Below are 16,236 nucleotides of genomic sequence, written 5' to 3' on the forward strand. Positions count from 1 at the left end.
CGGCGCACACCGGCCCCAACAAATCAGTCCCGCTCCAGCCGGAACACCTTGTCGCGCGCCGTCTGCCCGCGCACCAGAACCAACCGCGTCTTGGCCACACCCAGCGCCTTGGCCAACAGCTTTTGCACCGCTGCATTCGCCTTGCCCCCTTCCGGAACAGTCGTGACATAGACCCGTAAAACCCCATCCGCCAGAACCACCCGATTGCGGGCGGCTTTGGGTGTCACCCGCACCGCAATCTCGGCCCCCGGCACCGCCAAATGGCGCAGTTCCTCCTCTGCCATGCCCGCTCCTTATTCACATTTCCCAAATATCCCCGCCGGAGGCATCACTCTCTGTCGGCGCTGCATGGACATCCGTCCATTGGCTCGAAATAGTACCCGGACAAAACGCAGGAGACTATGATGCGCACGGGCTTTTTCTGGGACGAACGATGTTTCTGGCACGCAGGCGGCAATTACGCGCTGACCCTACCGCTGGGCGGGCTGGTCCAACCACTGGCGGCGGGCGGTTTACCCGAAAGCCCCGAAACCAAACGTCGGCTGAAGAACCTGATGGACGTCACCGGCCTCAGCCGCGAGCTGGAGATGCGCCACGCCCCAGAGGCCAGCTGGGCCGATCTGGCGCGCATCCATCCCGAGGATTTTCTGCAAGAGTTCAAAACCCTTTCCGATGCGGGCGGCGGCGAGCTTGGCTTGCGGACCCCCTTCATTACTGGTGGGTTCGAGGTTGCCGCCCTGTCGGCCGGCCTGGCCAAGGCCGCCCTTCTGGCCGTGCTGCGCGGCGAGCTGGACAATGCCTATGCCCTGTCGCGCCCGCCGGGGCACCACTGCCTGCCGGACTGGCCCAACGGGTTCTGCCTGCTCAACAACATCGGCATCGCAATCGAGGCCGCCAAGGCCGAGGGGCTGGCGGGCCGGATCGCCGTGATCGACTGGGATGTGCATCACGGCAATGGCACCGAGGCGGTGTTCTATGATCGCGACGACGTGCTGACCATCAGCCTGCATCAGGAATACAACTATCCGCTTGATACCGGTGATATCACCGATCGCGGCACCGGTGCGGGGCTGGGGTATAACATGAATATCCCGCTGCCACCCGGCGTTGGCCATGATGGATATCTTGAAGCGATGGACACCATCGTTGTGCCAGCTCTGGAGCGGTTCAAACCTGACGTGATTATCATCGCCTGCGGCTTTGACGCGGGCATCTATGATCCGCTGGCGCGCATGCTGTGCACCGCTGAAACCTTCCGTCTGATGACCCGTCAGGTGAAACAAGCCGCGGCGGATCTGTGCGATGGCAAGCTGGTGATGGTGCACGAGGGGGGCTACTCCGAGGCTTACGTGCCCTTCTGTGGCCATGCCGTCCTTGAAGAGCTGTCCGGCAGCGCGACCGCTGCCGCCGATCCGATGGCCGAAACCGTGGCCATACGCCAACCCAACGCCCGGATGAACAGCTTTTTCAGCACATTGATCGCCGAGATGGCCGAGGAATTGCTGGGCTCGCGGGCTTGACCTGCGGCGCCGCAGTTCCGACATAACACCCGACCCAAGGACCAATGCCTCAATGCCTCAGAAAAACCCCGCAGCACTCGACTTTCTGCTGAACCGCCGCTCGCGCCCTGCCAAAACGCTTGGCCTTCCGGTGCCTGATCGCGACGCATTGATGCCGATCCTGACCGCCGCTGCCCGCAGCCCGGATCATGGGAAACTGGAACCCTGGCGCTTTGTCGTGCTGGAAAAACCGGCCCTGACCCGCCTGGCGGGTCTTGCCACCTCCCGCGCGGCCGCGCTGGGGCTGGACGCTGACCGTGCAGCCAAAGGCGTGGATCAGTTCGCCAACGGCAATCTGGCCGTGGCCGTGGTGGAAATCATGCGCCCGAATGAAAAAGTCCCCGCGCTGGAACTGACCTATTCTGCTGGCGCGGTCTGCCTTGCGCTGCTGAATGCCGCGCTGGCCTCGGGCTGGGGGGCAAACTGGCTTAGCGGCTGGCCCAGCCATGACCGCGACTTCATGCAGCAGGGCCTGCATCTGGCGGAGGACGAACGCATCGCGGGCTTCATCCATATCGGCACCGAAACCTCGGTCCCACCTGAGCGACCACGCCCCGACCTCGACAGGATCACCACATGGCTTTCGACATAGTCCTCAGCGCCTTTCTGAAAACGCTGGCGCAAATTGGCGATCGGCGGTTCCGCCGGGTGCTGCTCATCGGCATCGGCCTGACCTTCGCACTTCTGGTCGCGACCTTTGCGGGTTTCCTTGGTTTTCTGAACTGGGCCGTCGGAGATACCGCCACAATCCCGCTGGTGGGCGAGGTGACATGGCTAAAGGACCTGCTGTCGTGGTCCAGCTTTTTCGTGATGCTGGCGCTGTCGGTGTTCCTGATGGTGCCGGTCGCCTCGGCCATCACCTCGATGTTTCTTGATGACGTGGCCCAAGCGGTCGAGGATCGGCATTATCCGCACCTGCCCCCCGCCGTCCCCGTCCCATTCTGGGAGGCAGCCCGCGATACCGTGAACTTCCTTGGCGTCCTGATCGGGGCAAACCTGGTGGCGCTGCTGCTCTATGCGCTGTTTGCCCCTGCGGCGCTGTTCATCTTTTGGGGGCTGAACGGCTTCTTGCTGGGGCGGGAATATTTCACCCTCGCCGCCATGCGCCGGGTCGGCCGCGACGGGGCGCGCGAGTTGCGCCGCAAACATGCGCTCACGATCTGGATTGCGGGGGTCCTGATGGCGATGCCGCTATCGTTGCCGCTGGTGAACCTGGCCATTCCGATCCTCGGAGCCGCCACGTTCACCCACATCTTTCACATGATTACGAGCCGGGACCCATCCGGTGGAACAAATCAATATCGCGCACGGTGATCCACCCGGACATGATGATCCCCGCGATAATCACCCACAATATCACGGTAACGATCGTGGTGATGATCGCCTTTTTCTTCAGCTGATGTTCATGCGGAGCACCAGCGTGCGTGCCCGGCACCACGTCGCCCACATCGCCCTGCGTCTTCAACCTGACCGGGATGGCAATCAAGAACGTCAGAAACCAGATCACCGCAAACAGAACCAGTGCTGAGGTGATGCTCATCAGACCTGCTCCAGTTCCACCAGACACCCGTTGAAATCTTTGGGGTGCAGGAACAACACCGGCTTGCCATGCGCGCCGATCTTGGGCTCTCCCGAGCCCAGAACCCGCGCCCCTGTTGATTTCAGATGATCGCGCGCGGCGATGATATCGTCGACCTCATAGCAAACGTGATGCATCCCGCCCGAGGGGTTCTTTTCCAGAAAAGCGGTGATCGGGCTGTTGTCGCCCAGCGGATAAAGCAGTTCGATCTTGGTGTTCGGCAGCTCGATGAACACAACCGTCACTCCGTGATCGGGCTCGTCCTGCGGTGCGCCAACCTTGGCCCCCAGTGCAGTGCGATATTGTTCAGATGCGGCCTCCAGATCAGGGACGGCAATGGCAACATGGTTCAGGCGGCCAATCATCACGGCTCTCCTTTTGGTCAACAGGTGCTGTCCTTATGCGGCGACAGCGGGATTTGCGCAAGCGCTCAGGCCGCCGCACCGGAACGCGGCGCGTTAACGGAGCATTAGCCAATATTGGGTCATGCTGAGTCGTGAGATCAACGAGAGGATGTCAGAATGGACGACGCAGATCTTTTTCAGGCCGCCCGGTTCCCGACGCCGACACGGCCTTTGCTGGGCCTGACTGTGCTTGTAGTAGAAGACAGCCGCTTTGCCAGCGACGCGATGCGATTGTTGTGCCAGCGCAGCGGCGCACGGATCCGCCGCGCCGACAGCCTGCGCTCGGCCGAACGGCATTTGCAGGTCTATCGACCCTCGGTGATCATCGTCGATCTGGGCCTGCCAGATGGTGACGGGCTGTCTTTGATCCGCACGCTGGACCGTTCTGTGCCGCGGATCAGTGTCATTCTGGGCAGCAGCGGCGACGATTTGGCCGGGGACAGCTGCAGCCAGGCGGGCGCAGATGGGTTTCTGCCCAAACCCGTGCACAGCCTGTCCGCATTTCAAGAACTGATCCTGTCCTGCCTTCCCAGTGACCGGCAACCGATGGGGCCGCGCAGTATCAATTCGGAAACCATACGCCCCGATCCGATGGCCTATAAGGACGATCTGGCGCATGTGGCCGACCTTCTGGGTGACGGCACCGAAGACCGCCCGCTGGATTATGTCGTACAATTCCTGACTGGCATTGCCCGCAGCGCTGCGGACATGCCTTTGGTCGCCGCCAGCGAAGCGCTGAGCATTTCGCGGATGCAGGGGCGCGGGTCGCGTTCGGACGTGGCGCGCATTTCGGGGTTGCTGCAAGAGCGGTTGACCGACAGTATCGCGATCGGATCAACCACCCAGCGCTGGATCTGACGAGACTCGCACCAGCTGCGTCAGGTCGGTCAGTCGCTCTCTCTGGCGCCCATCCGCATCAAAATTCGCGGGCGATAGCCAGACGGAAAACGCCTCGGACAAGGCTGGCCAATCGGTATCCGTTGCTGCAAACCAAGCACTGTCGCGGTTGCGCCCTTTGACGATCATATGCTGGCGGAATACGCCCTCATAGCTCAGCCCCAACCGCTGCGCCGCACGGCGCGACGGCATGTTCAGTGCATGGCATTTCCATTCGAACCGGCGATACCCCGCGTCGAACGCCCACCGCATCATCAGCCAGAACGCCTCGGTCGCGGCGCGACTGCCCTGCATCTGTGGCGACAGATTGATATGCCCCAGCTCGATCGTGCCCATCTGCGGCGCGATCCGCAGAAAGCTGGCGACACCGCCATACTGCCCGGTATCCAGATCGCGGATGGCATAGAACAGCGGGTCGTCGCCGCCCGCCACCTCACGCACCCAGCGATGATATTGCGAGGCTGAACTGAACGGACCGTAGGGCAGGTAATCCCAAACCTCATCCCGCCTCTCGAACGCCCCGAACAGCACCCCTGCATGGCGCTCGGCATCCAGCTTTTCCAACCGGGCATAGCGCCCTTCAAGCACCTGACCATCTGGTCGGGGTGGTTCGCGCCAATCGGGCAAAAGCGGCCCGAGGGGTCTTGATCCGGGCATCGGCTCTCCTCCGTCGTGTTCGGTCAACGCTAGCCGCAATTCGCCCCCTTCCGAAAGAGGCATTCGCCCAAAACCTAACGATTCCGCTAACTCACAGCAGAAAGCCCGGCGCGGTCTCTAATTGCATCCCCGGGAACACCGCGTTTTCCAGCACGGCCTTGTCCAACCCGAACAGCCCACGCATCACCCAACCAGCGTACGCCCGCACATCCCGCTGTGGCATCAGATCGCGCCGCTCATACAGCTGCGTTTCGCTCAGGCCCGGCCAGTCGCCATACACCTTGCCACCGCGGATCGCTCCGCCGGCCAACAGCATCGCACCGCCGGTTCCGTGATCCGTACCTCGGGTACCATTTTCGCGCACGGTGCGGCCAAATTCTGTCATCGCGACCACCGCTGTTTTGTTCCAGACCGGCCCCAGCTTTTTGCGCAGCGTCAGGATCGCTTCTGACAATCCGCCCAAAGCGCGTGGCAGGCTTGTCGCCTGCCCCTTGTGCGTATCCCAGCCACCAATCGAAAAGGCCGCGATCCGGGTCTGCGCACGCAGTCGCTGCGCCGCAAATTCAGCAATCAGCCGCGTGCCTGCGGGGCGGGTTTTGCCTGTCTGCCCCATCATCATGTCTGCCCCCTCCCCGCCTGTCAGCAGGATCGCCTCGGCCAGTGCATCGCGAAACAGTGGATCGTCATGCATAACCATCTCTGCCAACCGCTGCCCTTGCGGGCTTAGCGACAGATCCACATCCGGCGACCAGTTCGCAACTGGGGCGGCCCCCTTCAGCAACAGCATGTTCTCGTGCCCGATCGAAAAAGCGGTCTCGGCCTCGATTCCCGGTACGGTTTGCAACATCCGGTTCAGCCAACCATCCCGCCCGGCGGCCATCCCGATGCCTGTGGTACCAGCCTCCAGCAGATCCTGCCCGTCAAAATGGCTGCGCTTATCGCGGTAAGGCGTCGAAACTGCATGAATGAAACCCAGCTCCTGCGCGCGCCACAGCGGCATAAGGTCTGACAGCGCGGGATGCAGTGAAAAGAACCCATCAAGATCCGGCGCGCCTGCCGCCTCGCCAAAGCCCAGATTGGGCCGCAGCGCCGCCAAGGCCGGATCCCCGTAGGGCTGTACCACATCCAACCCGTCCATTGCGCCGCGCAGGATGATCACCACCAGCCGGTTATCCCATGGCGCCGAGGCAAAGCTTAGCGGCGTCAGCAGTGGGCTGGCGGCGGCCGAGCACCCCAACGCGATTGAGCGGGTCAGAAAGCTGCGGCGAGACAGGGGGGATGGTGCCATGGGTCAGCCTCTCTATTTGCGTTGAAATGCGGGTGCGCTGAGGATCAACGCAATCCCTTCGTGGCGGCTTTCGGCCGCCTTGGCTGCGAATTGCACCGCATCTGGCGCGTCAGGACCCAGTGCAACAGTCACAAAACTGCGCGGGTCCGGCAGCTCGGGCAACAGTTTCCCCGGCGCTATCAGCGCCCAGCTTATCCGCGCCGCCAACCCCTGAGGCGTCATCCACGCACTGTCTTCTTCGGGCCAACCATCCGGGCCAAGCGGCGATTCCCAAGGTTGCCCCATCACCCGCAGCGGGGCCACGAACATCTGCGTCAGCCATTTTTCCTGTTGATCGGGGTCAGAAATTGCCCCTATCATCTCGGGTGGCACAGCCAAGGCGCGCAGCGCGCTGGCCATGAATTCGAACGGCAATTTCACGTTCTGCAACGCAGGCTGCCACGCTGACGGATGTTCCAGAAGCGCTGTGTAGACCTGCAATAGATCGCCGTCGGTCTCTCGGAACCGCGCTTCCAACTGATCGACCAGCGCCGGGTCGGGCGCGTCAGACAGAAAATGCACCGCCAACTTGCCCGCAATATGCCGCGCGGTGGCCGGATGGTGCGCCAGATCGCGCAGCGCCGCATGCACGTCTGCCAGCCGCGGCTTGTCCCCGCCATAGCTGACCCCCATCACGGTTTCCGCCCCCGGCTCTGTGAAATCCTTGCGAAACACCGTTCCATTTCGCGCCGAAAATGTCAGCCCGGTAAACAGCTCGGCCAATTGCCGCACATCCGTCTGATCATAGGGGCCATCCACGCCCAGCGTATGCAGCTCCAACACCTCACGCGCCAGATTTTCATTCAGCCCAGCCTTGGACCCACGCCGTTCCGCCTTTTCGCTGTTCGGCCCGACCGAGAATTCCTGATCCAGATAGTGCAGCATCACCGGGCTGGTTGTCACAGCAATCAGAAGATCGGCAAAACTCCCGGTCAGGTGTGGGCGGATGCTTTCCTCGACATACGGCGCACCACCGCGTTTCAGCACGCCCGCCTTACCCTGCGCCGTGAAGTGATCCGCCCAAAACCCCATCAGCCGCTCCCGCAGCGCATCCTCGGTCCAGCTGCGCCGCATCAACTGCATTGCCAGCCAGCGCTTTTGCGCCTGCCGGGCAACCTTCTTTTCCACTTGAAGCGCCTTTTTCACCTGCTTGGCCTCGGGCGATCCTCGCATCTCGCGCCGGAGCTTCATATAGTCCTGCGCTCGCATCATCCGGGCGCGGAATTCTGAAAACGGTTCGATGGGGAAACGCTCTGCAGCCTTGTCAGGGCCCTGAAGCAGATCAAGCATATGCGCAACGGATTGTGCCGGTTCAATCGCCGGTGACAGCCCAGACCCGAACCGGATTTCCGCGAGATGTGGATCGAATCCCATTCCGGCCTCCTGATGTATGGAACGATGCATCGCCAGATTATCGCAATCTCAGCGAGGTTTCATCTGCCGCCACCATCACATCGGCGTGGATACGCGCTTTATCGCCGAACCGGTCATGAGCGCATCAAAAAAGGGCGGCCCGGAAGGCCACCCTTAATATTTCGCTATGGTGCAAGCAGGCTTCAGTCCTGCGGGATCACCCGCAAATGCAGCTCCATCAACTGCTCGCTGGCAGGCGCGCTGGGGGCATCCATCATCAGGTCTTCGGCACGTTGATTCATCGGGAACATGATCACCTCGCGAATGTTGGCCTGATCGGCCAGCAACATGACGATCCGGTCGATTCCGGCGGCACAGCCACCGTGTGGCGGTGCGCCATATTGGAATGCGTTCACCATGCCGCCAAAGCGCTTTTCCACTTCCGAGGCCGGATAGCCTGCGATCTCGAATGCCTTGAACATGATCTCGGGCTTGTGGTTCCGGATCGCACCGCTGACCAATTCATAGCCGTTGCACGCCAGATCATACTGGAACCCGCGCACCTCCATCGGATCGCCCATCAGCGCCTCCATCCCGCCCTGCGGCATCGAGAAGGGGTTATGTTCGAAATCGATCTTGCCGGTTTCCTCGTCGCGCTCGTAGATCGGGAAATCCACGATCCAAGCAAAGGCAAACCGATCCTTATCCGTCAGGCCCAGCTCTTCGCCGATCACGGTGCGGGCGCGGCCCGCAACGGATTCAAACGCCTTGGGTTTGCCGCCCAGGAAGAACGCTGCATCGCCAAGCCCAAGGCCCAGCTGCTGGCGAATCGCCTCGGTCCGCTCTGGCCCGATATTTTTGGCCAGCGGGCCAGCCGCTTCCATGCCGCCTTCGACTTCGCCGGATTTCAGCTTCTGCTGCGCTTCCTTGACCGGAATACCCAGCTCTTGCGCAACGGAATCCGCCGTTTTTTCGCGCCAGAAGATATAGCCCATCCCCGGCAGGCCCTCTTTCTGTGCGAACGCATTCATCCGGTCACAGAATTTGCGGCTACCGCCCGTTGGCGCCGGAATGGCGCGGATCTCGGTGCCCTCTTGCTCCAGCAACTTGGCGAAGATCGCAAAGCCGGACCCCGCAAAATGCTCGGACACAACCTGCATCTTGATCGGGTTACGCAGGTCGGGCTTGTCGGTGCCGTACCACAGCGCCGCATCCTTATAGGAAATCTGCTCCCAGGTCTGATCGACCTCGCGGCCCTTGCCGAACTCTTCGAAAATCCCGCCAATCACCGGCTGGATCGTGTCGAACACGTCCTGCTGGGTGACAAACGACATCTCAAGGTCAAGCTGATAGAAATCGGTCGGGCTGCGGTCGGCGCGCGGGTCTTCGTCGCGGAAGCACGGCGCGATCTGGAAATACTTATCATACCCCGACACCATGATCAGCTGTTTGAACTGCTGCGGCGCCTGCGGCAGCGCATAGAACTTGCCCGGATGCAAACGCGAGGGCACCAGAAAGTCGCGCGCGCCCTCGGGGCTGGAGGCCGTGATGATCGGCGTCTGATACTCGCGGAACCCCTTGTCCCACATCCGCCGCCGCATCGAAGCGACAACATCGGACCGCAACTTCATGTTCTCTTGCATCGCCTCGCGGCGCAGATCCAGATAGCGATAGCGCAACCGGGTTTCCTCGGGGTATTCCTGATCACCGAACACCATCAGCGGCAGCTCTTTCGCCGCGCCCAGCACTTCGATCTCGCGCACGAACACCTCGACCTCGCCCGTCGGAAGCTTGGGGTTTATCAGGTCGTCCGCACGCGCTTTCACCTCGCCATCAATCCGAACGCACCATTCGCTGCGCAGCTTTTCCACATCAGCAAAGGCCGCGCTATCCGGATCGCACAGCACCTGCGTGACACCATAATGGTCGCGCAGATCGATGAACAGAATGCCGCCGTGGTCGCGCACCCGGTGGACCCAACCAGACAAACGCACAGTCTGCCCCACATGGTTCTTGTTCAGATCGGCGCAGGTATGGCTGCGATATGCGTGCATGAGATGCTCCCTTCAAAGGGCAGAATAAGACGTTCGCGCCGATACACCTTGCCGGGGCACGAAAGTCAAGGTCAGGCCGCAAAACCGCCTCTCTGCGCCCGAATTTCAATGTTGCGCGCAACGCGCCCATAGCACATTGAGTATTTTCATCAGAAAGAAACCAGACTCAGCACCGCCAAGCTGGTAGGCCCGCATTAAGGTTAACAGCGCCTCTGGGAACGACCGCTCTGAAATTGTGCTGCCCAATGCTTCTTTCTGACCGTAATACTCCCGCCGGAGGCCCCCAGATTTGCAGCTTGTGCAGGCATTTGATGTTTGACCGATCACAAAGCCAAGGAGGGCTTGCGCACGGGGCCGCGTTGTCTATAACCCACGACAATTTGCGCAAGGGTGGAGTCGCCCTCTTGCCTGTTGCTGCCCGCAGAAAAAAATGAGGTCCCCGATGCCCAAAAGAACCGATATCTCCTCCATCATGATCATCGGAGCGGGCCCTATTGTGATCGGGCAAGCTTGCGAGTTCGATTATTCTGGAGCGCAGGCCTGCAAGGCTCTGCGCGAGGAAGGTTACCGCGTGATCCTCGTCAACTCGAACCCGGCGACGATCATGACCGATCCGGGGCTAGCGGACGCCACTTTTATCGAACCGATCACCCCGGAGGTCGTCGCCAAGATTATCGAGAAAGAGCGCCCCGATGCGTTGCTGCCCACAATGGGCGGTCAGACCGGGCTGAACACCTCGCTGGCGCTGGCCGACATGGGCGTGCTCGACAAATTCGGGGTCGAGCTGATCGGCGCCAACCGCGAGGCCATCGAAATGGCCGAAGACCGCAAGCTGTTCCGCGAAGCGATGGATCGGATCGGGCTGGAAAACCCCAAGGCCACCATCGTTACCTCACCCAAGCTGCCCAACGGAAAGTTCGACATCAAGGCTGGCGTCGCCGAGGCACTGAATGCGCTCGAAGATATCGGCCTGCCCGCCATCATCCGACCGGCCTTCACGCTTGGCGGCACCGGCGGTGGTGTGGCTTACAACCGCGATGACTATGAGCATTTCTGCCGCTCCGGCCTCGAAGCCTCGCCGATGAGCCAGATCCTGGTCGATGAATCCCTACTCGGCTGGAAGGAATTCGAGATGGAGGTTGTGCGCGACAAGGCTGACAACGCCATCATCGTCTGCTCGATCGAAAACGTCGACCCGATGGGCGTTCACACCGGAGACAGCATCACTGTCGCGCCGGCGCTGACTCTGACCGACAAGGAATATCAAATCATGCGCAACGGCAGCATCGCCGTTCTGCGCGAGATTGGGGTCGAGACCGGCGGGTCGAACGTGCAGTGGGCGATCAATCCCGCCGATGGCCGCATGGTTGTGATCGAAATGAACCCCCGCGTATCGCGCTCTTCGGCGCTGGCCTCGAAGGCGACCGGCTTTCCCATCGCCAAGATTGCCGCAAAACTTGCCATCGGCTATACGCTGGACGAGCTGGACAATGACATCACCAAGGTGACCCCGGCAAGTTTTGAGCCGACCATCGACTATGTCGTCACCAAAATCCCCAAATTCGCCTTCGAAAAGTTCGCGGGTTCCGAACCGGTTCTGTCGACCGCGATGAAATCGGTGGGCGAGGCGATGGCGATTGGGCGCACGATCCACGAGTCGCTGCAAAAGGCGCTGGCCTCGATGGAATCAGGTCTGACCGGCTTTGACGAGGTCGAGATTGAAGGCGCCCCGGAAAAATCCGCCGTGATCAAGGCCATCAGCCGTCAAACCCCTGATCGGATGCGCACAATCGCACAAGCCATGCGCCACGGCCTGACCGATGATGACATTCACGCCGTCACTATGTTTGATCCATGGTTCCTGGCCCGCATCCGCGAAATCGTCGAGGCCGAAGACGAGATCCGCAAGGAGGGTTTGCCAGTCACCGAAACCGGCCTGCGCCACCTGAAAATGATGGGCTTCACCGATGCCCGGCTGGCGAACCTGACCGGCCGCACCGAGGCGAACGTGCGCCGCGCACGCCAAAACCTTGGGGTCAAGGCTGTGTTCAAGCGCATCGACACCTGCGCCGCCGAGTTTGAGGCACAGACCCCCTATATGTATTCCACCTATGAAGCCCCGGTGATGGGCGAGGTCGAGTGCGAGGCGCGTCCGAGCGACCGCAAAAAGGTTGTCATCCTTGGCGGCGGCCCCAACCGCATCGGTCAGGGGATCGAGTTCGACTATTGCTGCTGTCACGCCTGCTTTGCGCTGTCGGATGTCGGCTATGAAACCATCATGATCAACTGCAACCCCGAAACCGTGTCCACCGATTACGACACCTCGGACCGGCTGTATTTCGAACCGTTGACCTTTGAACACGTGATGGAAATTCTGCGCGTGGAACAGGATAACGGCACCCTGCACGGTGTAATCGTGCAATTCGGCGGCCAGACCCCACTGAAGCTGGCAAATGCGCTGTTTGAAGAGGGCATTCCGATCCTTGGCACCACGCCCGACGCGATTGATCTGGCCGAAGACCGCGAGCGGTTCCAGCAGCTGGTTCAGCGCCTTGGGTTGAAACAGCCGCACAACGGCATCGCCTCGACCGACGCACAGGCGCTGGCGATTGCCGAAGATATCGGCTTTCCGCTGGTGATCCGCCCCTCCTATGTTCTGGGTGGCCGCGCGATGGAAATCGTCCGGGATATGGCCCAGCTTGAACGCTATATCAAAGAGGCGGTTGTGGTTTCGGGCGACAGCCCGGTGCTGCTCGACAGCTACCTGTCGGGCGCGGTGGAAATGGATGTTGATGCGCTCTGCGATGGTACAACCGTGCATGTCGCGGGCCTGATGCAGCATATCGAAGAGGCTGGCGTGCACTCGGGCGATAGCGCCTGTTCGCTGCCGCCCTATTCGCTGCCGCAAGACATCATCGACACCGTCAAGGAACAGACTGTCGCACTGGCGCTGGCGCTTGGGGTCGTTGGCCTGATGAACGTGCAATTCGCCGTGAAGGATGGCGAGGTTTACCTGATCGAGGTGAACCCGCGTGCGTCGCGCACCGTCCCATTCGTTGCCAAAGCCACCGACAGCGCGATTGCGTCAATCGCTGCGCGCCTGATGGCGGGGGAACCGATGTCGAACTTCCCGTTACGCGGCGAATACCCCAAGGATGCCAAGCCTGGCACGCTGCCGATGGCCGACCCGTTGACCTTGGCCGATCCGAATATGCCCTGGTTCAGCGTGAAAGAGGCCGTGCTGCCCTTCGCCCGCTTCCCCGGCGTCGATACCATTCTGGGGCCGGAAATGCGCTCCACCGGCGAGGTCATGGGCTGGGACGTGTCCTTCCCGCTGGCCTTCCTCAAGGCACAGCTGGGTGCGGGCACCGATCTGCCGCGCGAGGGCAAAGTCTTCATCTCGATCAAGGATGCCGACAAAACCCCGCAGATCATCGAAGCCGCCACGATCCTGATCGCCCTCGGCTTTGGCATCGTCGCCACCCGCGGCACCGCCAGTTGGCTGAAGGAAAACGGCGCGGCATGCGAAGTGGTGAACAAAGTCTATGAGGGTCGCCCGAACATTGTGGACCTGCTGAAAGACGGCCAGATCGCGCTGGTGATGAATACCACCGAAGGCGCACAAGCCGTCGATGACAGCCGCGAAATTCGCTCGGTCGCGTTGTATGATAAAATCCCTTATTTCACGACCGCAGCAGGGGCCCATGCCGCTGCTCTGGCGATGAAGGCCCGCGAAGAGGGCGATGTCACGGTGATGGCTCTTCAGGGCTAACAAATGGTGCCCTCCTGTTGAAAAGGAGGGCACTGCGCCAACTGGCGGAGACCGACTTCGCCAGTTCACCGCACATAAATAGCTGAATATTATGCAAATTCCGGCACGCCCTGTAAGAAAATACAGGTTAATCGGTGTCGCCTGCAATTATTAACAGGTCGTTAACGCCTATTCAGACCACTTCCCCAACGACACAGCAGGACGAATCGCCCTATCCTTTAGCGTATAAGGAAGGTCGCCGGTTCGGACCAATCCCCATGGAATGGGCAGGTATTATTCTTCCTTAGCGGTGATGATGGAAATCGGCCCCGCCTTGTCCCATTCGGCGAGGGTATTCTTTTCATAAGTCATTTTAGCAGTCTGAGGCCCTCCTACTGGAGGGCCTCTTATTATTTACGGCTCAATGTAGACTGAAGGCGGGATATCGGTAGCGTCGCCCGAAACCCCCATCTGTACCAGAAGATTGGCCGCGTCCGGGTCGATCCCGTGCTGAGGGTCAGGTAGCAGCCCCGTGCTCATCGCGAGCGCCGCGACCTCGGCCCGATTGCTCAGCCCGGTCTTGAGCATCAGCTTATGCATTCGTTGCCGCAGGGCGGACACTGAAACACCCAGATCCACCGCGATCTGCTTGTCCTGCAACCCTAGCCCGACCTTTTCCAGCAATGCGCGCTGTTTGTTGGTGATCTTGTTGCGCTCGAAAAACTCGGCCGCGAAATGGGTCATGTAACGCTGATGTGCCGCCAAGGCGGCGACATTCAGCGTCCAGCCATGGGCTTTGACGATGGCCAGCATCTCTTTGCGCGCGTGATTGCCGGAAAAGGTGATCAACCCGGCCTGCGGCGGTGCATGCACACGCAATGGCACCGAAAACCCCGACCGTATCCCATGCTGCGCCGCCAAGCGTAACACCTCAACGCGGCGCGCGGGCAGATGCATGTATTCCTCGACAAATTCCAACCCAATCAGGATCGGCGTCAGATGGTGCATCGCATGGCTGCGGAAATAGGACCACTTGCTGACCTCAGGGTCACGGTTGGCTTCATTCAGCCACGATGAATCATAGGAGGTCCGGACAAATAGCGTTTTCTTCCAATCGGAATAACTGCTGGCAGTGATGAAATCGATCGAAGGCAGATCCAACTGCCGCCCCAGAACAACCAACCGATCCCAAACCTGAACCGACCGCGTGCAATCCTCAATGTCCGCCAGAAACTCTTGCAAAAGCTTCGGCGTATAGCATTCCGCCCCCAAGAGAGTCCGCCTTTGATCCTTTTGGGGAGGGAGCATCAGATCACCCGGATTCTTCTTCAAGGTGTAGTTTCATCTCGATCAGCACATGCTGCAGCGCCAGCGTTTCTTTCAACAACCGCTTGGCCTCGTTGATGGTGATTATGCCATCCTCGATCGACTGGTTGTATTCTGCCATCAACATCGCAAACCGCTGGCTCAAAGCGATGACATCAGAGTTCACCCCACCCTTTTCGGAATTGGGCCGCCTCTCGTCATAGGACAGCGCAATGCCTTTCATGTCAGCCAGGGCGCTGGTCACATGCGGATAAGAAGCCGCCTCCTCAAGCATTGCCACCGCATCAACCGGAATGAACCTGTCTGCATGTTCCGGGCTATCAGAATAATACCGCCCCAGAGTGGCCTTGGATTTTCCCGTCAGACGACAGGCTGCCTCAATCCCGACATCCTTGACCAATGCCTCTGTATGCTTTTTCAAATAGCCAGCAATGCCCGCCATCAACTACTCCCCATAACCTCGCCCGTGATGCGAGGAGAATTGCGCTTCAAATTTCCATAACCTGTTGGAACACAATTGTCATTTATAAACCATTCCGACAGCTTTCGCGCAGCGGACGTTGCGGCACCTTTCAAGGCAATTTCCTGCCCGGAGCGAAACATAGCAGCAATGCCCGAAACCGGTCATGTCGTCTTGCAAATCCCCCTCTGGCAACGGTAAATCGCAAATATGGCCAAGCTTTACTTTAATTACTCTACCATGAACGCGGGCAAATCGACCCTGCTACTGCAAGCCTCACATAATTATCGTGAGCGCGGGATGGAGACCTATCTGCTGACCGCGCAATTCGACCGCCGCGCTGGCGAAGGTCGGGTGGCATCGCGCATCGGGATCGGCAGCGAGGCAGATACCTTCGCGCCGGGCGATGATCTGTTTTCCAAAATCGCCACGCGGCTGGAACAAGGGCCGCTGGCCTGTATCTTTATCGACGAGGCGCAGTTTCTGGAAAACGATCAGGTCTGGCAACTGGCCCGCGTGGTTGATGATCTGGGCATTCCCGTGATGTGCTACGGTCTGCGCGTCGATTTCCGGGCGCAGCTATTTCCCGGCTCGGCGGCCCTGCTAGCCATCGCCGACGAAATGCGCGAGGTCCGGACAATCTGCCACTGCGGCAAGAAGGCGACGATGGTGGTGCGGATGGATGCCGACGGCCACGCCCTGCGCGAAGGCGCGCAGGTGCAGATCGGCGGCAATGAAACCTATGTATCGCTGTGCCGCCGCCACTGGCGCGAAGCCACCGGCGACAGTGCTGCCAGCTAAAACAGCAAGGTTTTCTGCGGCTCCACCCTTGGAGTGTATTTCAGGCACGATGAAATCCCTGCCGCACG

General features: G+C 60.4%; 15 protein-coding genes. 6 read left to right on the forward strand and 9 right to left on the reverse strand.

From position 1 onward, the window contains the following. Window positions 1-23: 23 nt before the first annotated feature. Complete coding sequence (locus BSF79_RS04600; protein WP_090268651.1) at window positions 24-284, reverse strand: DUF167 domain-containing protein; 261 nt, start codon at window positions 282-284, stop codon at window positions 24-26. Window positions 285-404: 120 nt separating this feature from the next. Between BSF79_RS04600 and BSF79_RS04605 the strand changes: the two genes are divergently transcribed. From BSF79_RS04605 to BSF79_RS04615, 3 genes are read left to right on the forward strand one after another with little or no spacing between them, the layout of a single operon-like run. Further along, window positions 405-1,520, forward strand: coding sequence for a class II histone deacetylase (locus BSF79_RS04605; RefSeq protein WP_090268733.1), 1,116 nt, complete (start codon window positions 405-407; stop codon window positions 1,518-1,520). Window positions 1,521-1,572: 52 nt separating this feature from the next. Then, entirely contained in the window at window positions 1,573-2,151 is a 579-nt protein-coding gene (locus BSF79_RS04610; RefSeq protein ID WP_090268652.1) for a nitroreductase family protein, read from the forward strand. Next, window positions 2,136-2,873 carry an EI24 domain-containing protein gene (locus BSF79_RS04615; RefSeq protein WP_245776312.1) on the forward strand — a complete coding sequence of 246 codons (738 nt, stop codon included), beginning with the start codon at window positions 2,136-2,138 and terminating at the stop codon, window positions 2,871-2,873. The genes BSF79_RS04610 and BSF79_RS04615 overlap by 16 nt, the downstream gene beginning before the upstream one ends. Here the strand turns inward: BSF79_RS04615 and BSF79_RS04620 are convergent. Further along, window positions 2,824-3,099, reverse strand: a complete 276-nt coding sequence (locus BSF79_RS04620) for a DUF1467 family protein (protein ID WP_090268653.1) — start codon at window positions 3,097-3,099, stop codon at window positions 2,824-2,826. The two genes, BSF79_RS04615 and BSF79_RS04620, sit on opposite strands and share 50 nt — an antisense overlap. Then, window positions 3,099-3,503, reverse strand: a complete 405-nt coding sequence (gene mce, locus BSF79_RS04625; protein WP_090268654.1) for a methylmalonyl-CoA epimerase — start codon at window positions 3,501-3,503, stop codon at window positions 3,099-3,101. The genes BSF79_RS04620 and mce overlap by 1 nt, the downstream gene beginning before the upstream one ends. A gap of 156 nt (window positions 3,504-3,659) precedes the next feature. Here mce and BSF79_RS04630 point away from each other — a divergent pair, with 156 nt between their 5' ends. Beyond that, on the forward strand, window positions 3,660-4,400 hold the full coding sequence (locus tag BSF79_RS04630; protein ID WP_090268655.1) for a response regulator: 741 nt from the start codon (window positions 3,660-3,662) through the stop codon (window positions 4,398-4,400). On the opposite strand, the gene BSF79_RS04635 is transcribed toward BSF79_RS04630, so the two are convergent. The 4 genes from BSF79_RS04635 to aspS form a co-directional block, all read right to left on the reverse strand. Then, window positions 4,377-5,096, reverse strand: coding sequence for a GNAT family N-acetyltransferase (locus BSF79_RS04635; protein WP_090268656.1), 720 nt, complete (start codon window positions 5,094-5,096; stop codon window positions 4,377-4,379). The two genes, BSF79_RS04630 and BSF79_RS04635, sit on opposite strands and share 24 nt — an antisense overlap. Window positions 5,097-5,187: 91 nt before the next feature. Next, window positions 5,188-6,384, reverse strand: a complete 1,197-nt coding sequence (locus BSF79_RS04640) for a DUF1501 domain-containing protein (RefSeq protein WP_090268657.1) — start codon at window positions 6,382-6,384, stop codon at window positions 5,188-5,190. Window positions 6,385-6,396: 12 nt separating this feature from the next. Further along, window positions 6,397-7,797, reverse strand: coding sequence for a DUF1800 domain-containing protein (locus BSF79_RS04645; RefSeq protein ID WP_090268658.1), 1,401 nt, complete (start codon window positions 7,795-7,797; stop codon window positions 6,397-6,399). Between the two features lie 182 nt (window positions 7,798-7,979). Further along, window positions 7,980-9,830, reverse strand: coding sequence for an aspartate--tRNA ligase (gene aspS, locus BSF79_RS04650; protein ID WP_090268659.1), 1,851 nt, complete (start codon window positions 9,828-9,830; stop codon window positions 7,980-7,982). Between the two features lie 442 nt (window positions 9,831-10,272). Here aspS and carB point away from each other — a divergent pair, with 442 nt between their 5' ends. Continuing rightward, on the forward strand, window positions 10,273-13,602 hold the full coding sequence (carB, locus tag BSF79_RS04655; RefSeq protein WP_090268660.1) for a carbamoyl-phosphate synthase large subunit: 3,330 nt from the start codon (window positions 10,273-10,275) through the stop codon (window positions 13,600-13,602). Window positions 13,603-13,995: 393 nt separating this feature from the next. Here the strand turns inward: carB and BSF79_RS04660 are convergent, their stop codons facing one another. Next, complete coding sequence (locus tag BSF79_RS04660) at window positions 13,996-14,889, reverse strand: helix-turn-helix transcriptional regulator (protein ID WP_139246378.1); 894 nt, start codon at window positions 14,887-14,889, stop codon at window positions 13,996-13,998. 4 nt (window positions 14,890-14,893) lie between these two features. Continuing rightward, entirely contained in the window at window positions 14,894-15,349 is a 456-nt protein-coding gene (locus tag BSF79_RS04665; RefSeq protein ID WP_090268662.1) for a hypothetical protein, read from the reverse strand. A gap of 228 nt (window positions 15,350-15,577) precedes the next feature. On the opposite strand from BSF79_RS04665, the gene BSF79_RS04670 reads away from it, so the two are divergent. Further along, entirely contained in the window at window positions 15,578-16,168 is a 591-nt protein-coding gene (locus tag BSF79_RS04670) for a thymidine kinase (RefSeq protein ID WP_090268663.1), read from the forward strand. The last annotated feature ends 68 nt before the right edge of the window (window positions 16,169-16,236 follow it).

This window comes from Thalassovita taeanensis (genome assembly GCF_900110775.1).
Lineage (GTDB): Bacteria > Pseudomonadota > Alphaproteobacteria > Rhodobacterales > Rhodobacteraceae > Litorimicrobium > Litorimicrobium taeanense.

Excerpts from the sequence above, each read along its gene's own strand:
- BSF79_RS04600 (WP_090268651.1), bottom strand. The coding sequence starts at position 284 with ATGGCAGAGGAGGAACTGCGCCATTTGGCGGTGCCGGGGGCCGAGATT.
- BSF79_RS04605 (WP_090268733.1), top strand. The coding sequence starts at position 405 with ATGCGCACGGGCTTTTTCTGGGACGAACGATGTTTCTGGCACGCAGGC.
- BSF79_RS04610 (WP_090268652.1), top strand. The coding sequence starts at position 1,573 with ATGCCTCAGAAAAACCCCGCAGCACTCGACTTTCTGCTGAACCGCCGC.
- BSF79_RS04615 (WP_245776312.1), top strand. The coding sequence starts at position 2,136 with ATGGCTTTCGACATAGTCCTCAGCGCCTTTCTGAAAACGCTGGCGCAA.
- BSF79_RS04620 (WP_090268653.1), bottom strand. The coding sequence starts at position 3,099 with ATGAGCATCACCTCAGCACTGGTTCTGTTTGCGGTGATCTGGTTTCTG.
- mce (WP_090268654.1), bottom strand. The coding sequence starts at position 3,503 with ATGATTGGCCGCCTGAACCATGTTGCCATTGCCGTCCCTGATCTGGAG.
- BSF79_RS04630 (WP_090268655.1), top strand. The coding sequence starts at position 3,660 with ATGGACGACGCAGATCTTTTTCAGGCCGCCCGGTTCCCGACGCCGACA.
- BSF79_RS04635 (WP_090268656.1), bottom strand. The coding sequence starts at position 5,096 with ATGCCCGGATCAAGACCCCTCGGGCCGCTTTTGCCCGATTGGCGCGAA.
- BSF79_RS04640 (WP_090268657.1), bottom strand. The coding sequence starts at position 6,384 with ATGGCACCATCCCCCCTGTCTCGCCGCAGCTTTCTGACCCGCTCAATC.
- BSF79_RS04645 (WP_090268658.1), bottom strand. The coding sequence starts at position 7,797 with ATGGGATTCGATCCACATCTCGCGGAAATCCGGTTCGGGTCTGGGCTG.
- aspS (WP_090268659.1), bottom strand. The coding sequence starts at position 9,830 with ATGCACGCATATCGCAGCCATACCTGCGCCGATCTGAACAAGAACCAT.
- carB (WP_090268660.1), top strand. The coding sequence starts at position 10,273 with ATGCCCAAAAGAACCGATATCTCCTCCATCATGATCATCGGAGCGGGC.
- BSF79_RS04660 (WP_139246378.1), bottom strand. The coding sequence starts at position 14,889 with ATGCTCCCTCCCCAAAAGGATCAAAGGCGGACTCTCTTGGGGGCGGAA.
- BSF79_RS04665 (WP_090268662.1), bottom strand. The coding sequence starts at position 15,349 with ATGGCGGGCATTGCTGGCTATTTGAAAAAGCATACAGAGGCATTGGTC.
- BSF79_RS04670 (WP_090268663.1), top strand. The coding sequence starts at position 15,578 with ATGGCCAAGCTTTACTTTAATTACTCTACCATGAACGCGGGCAAATCG.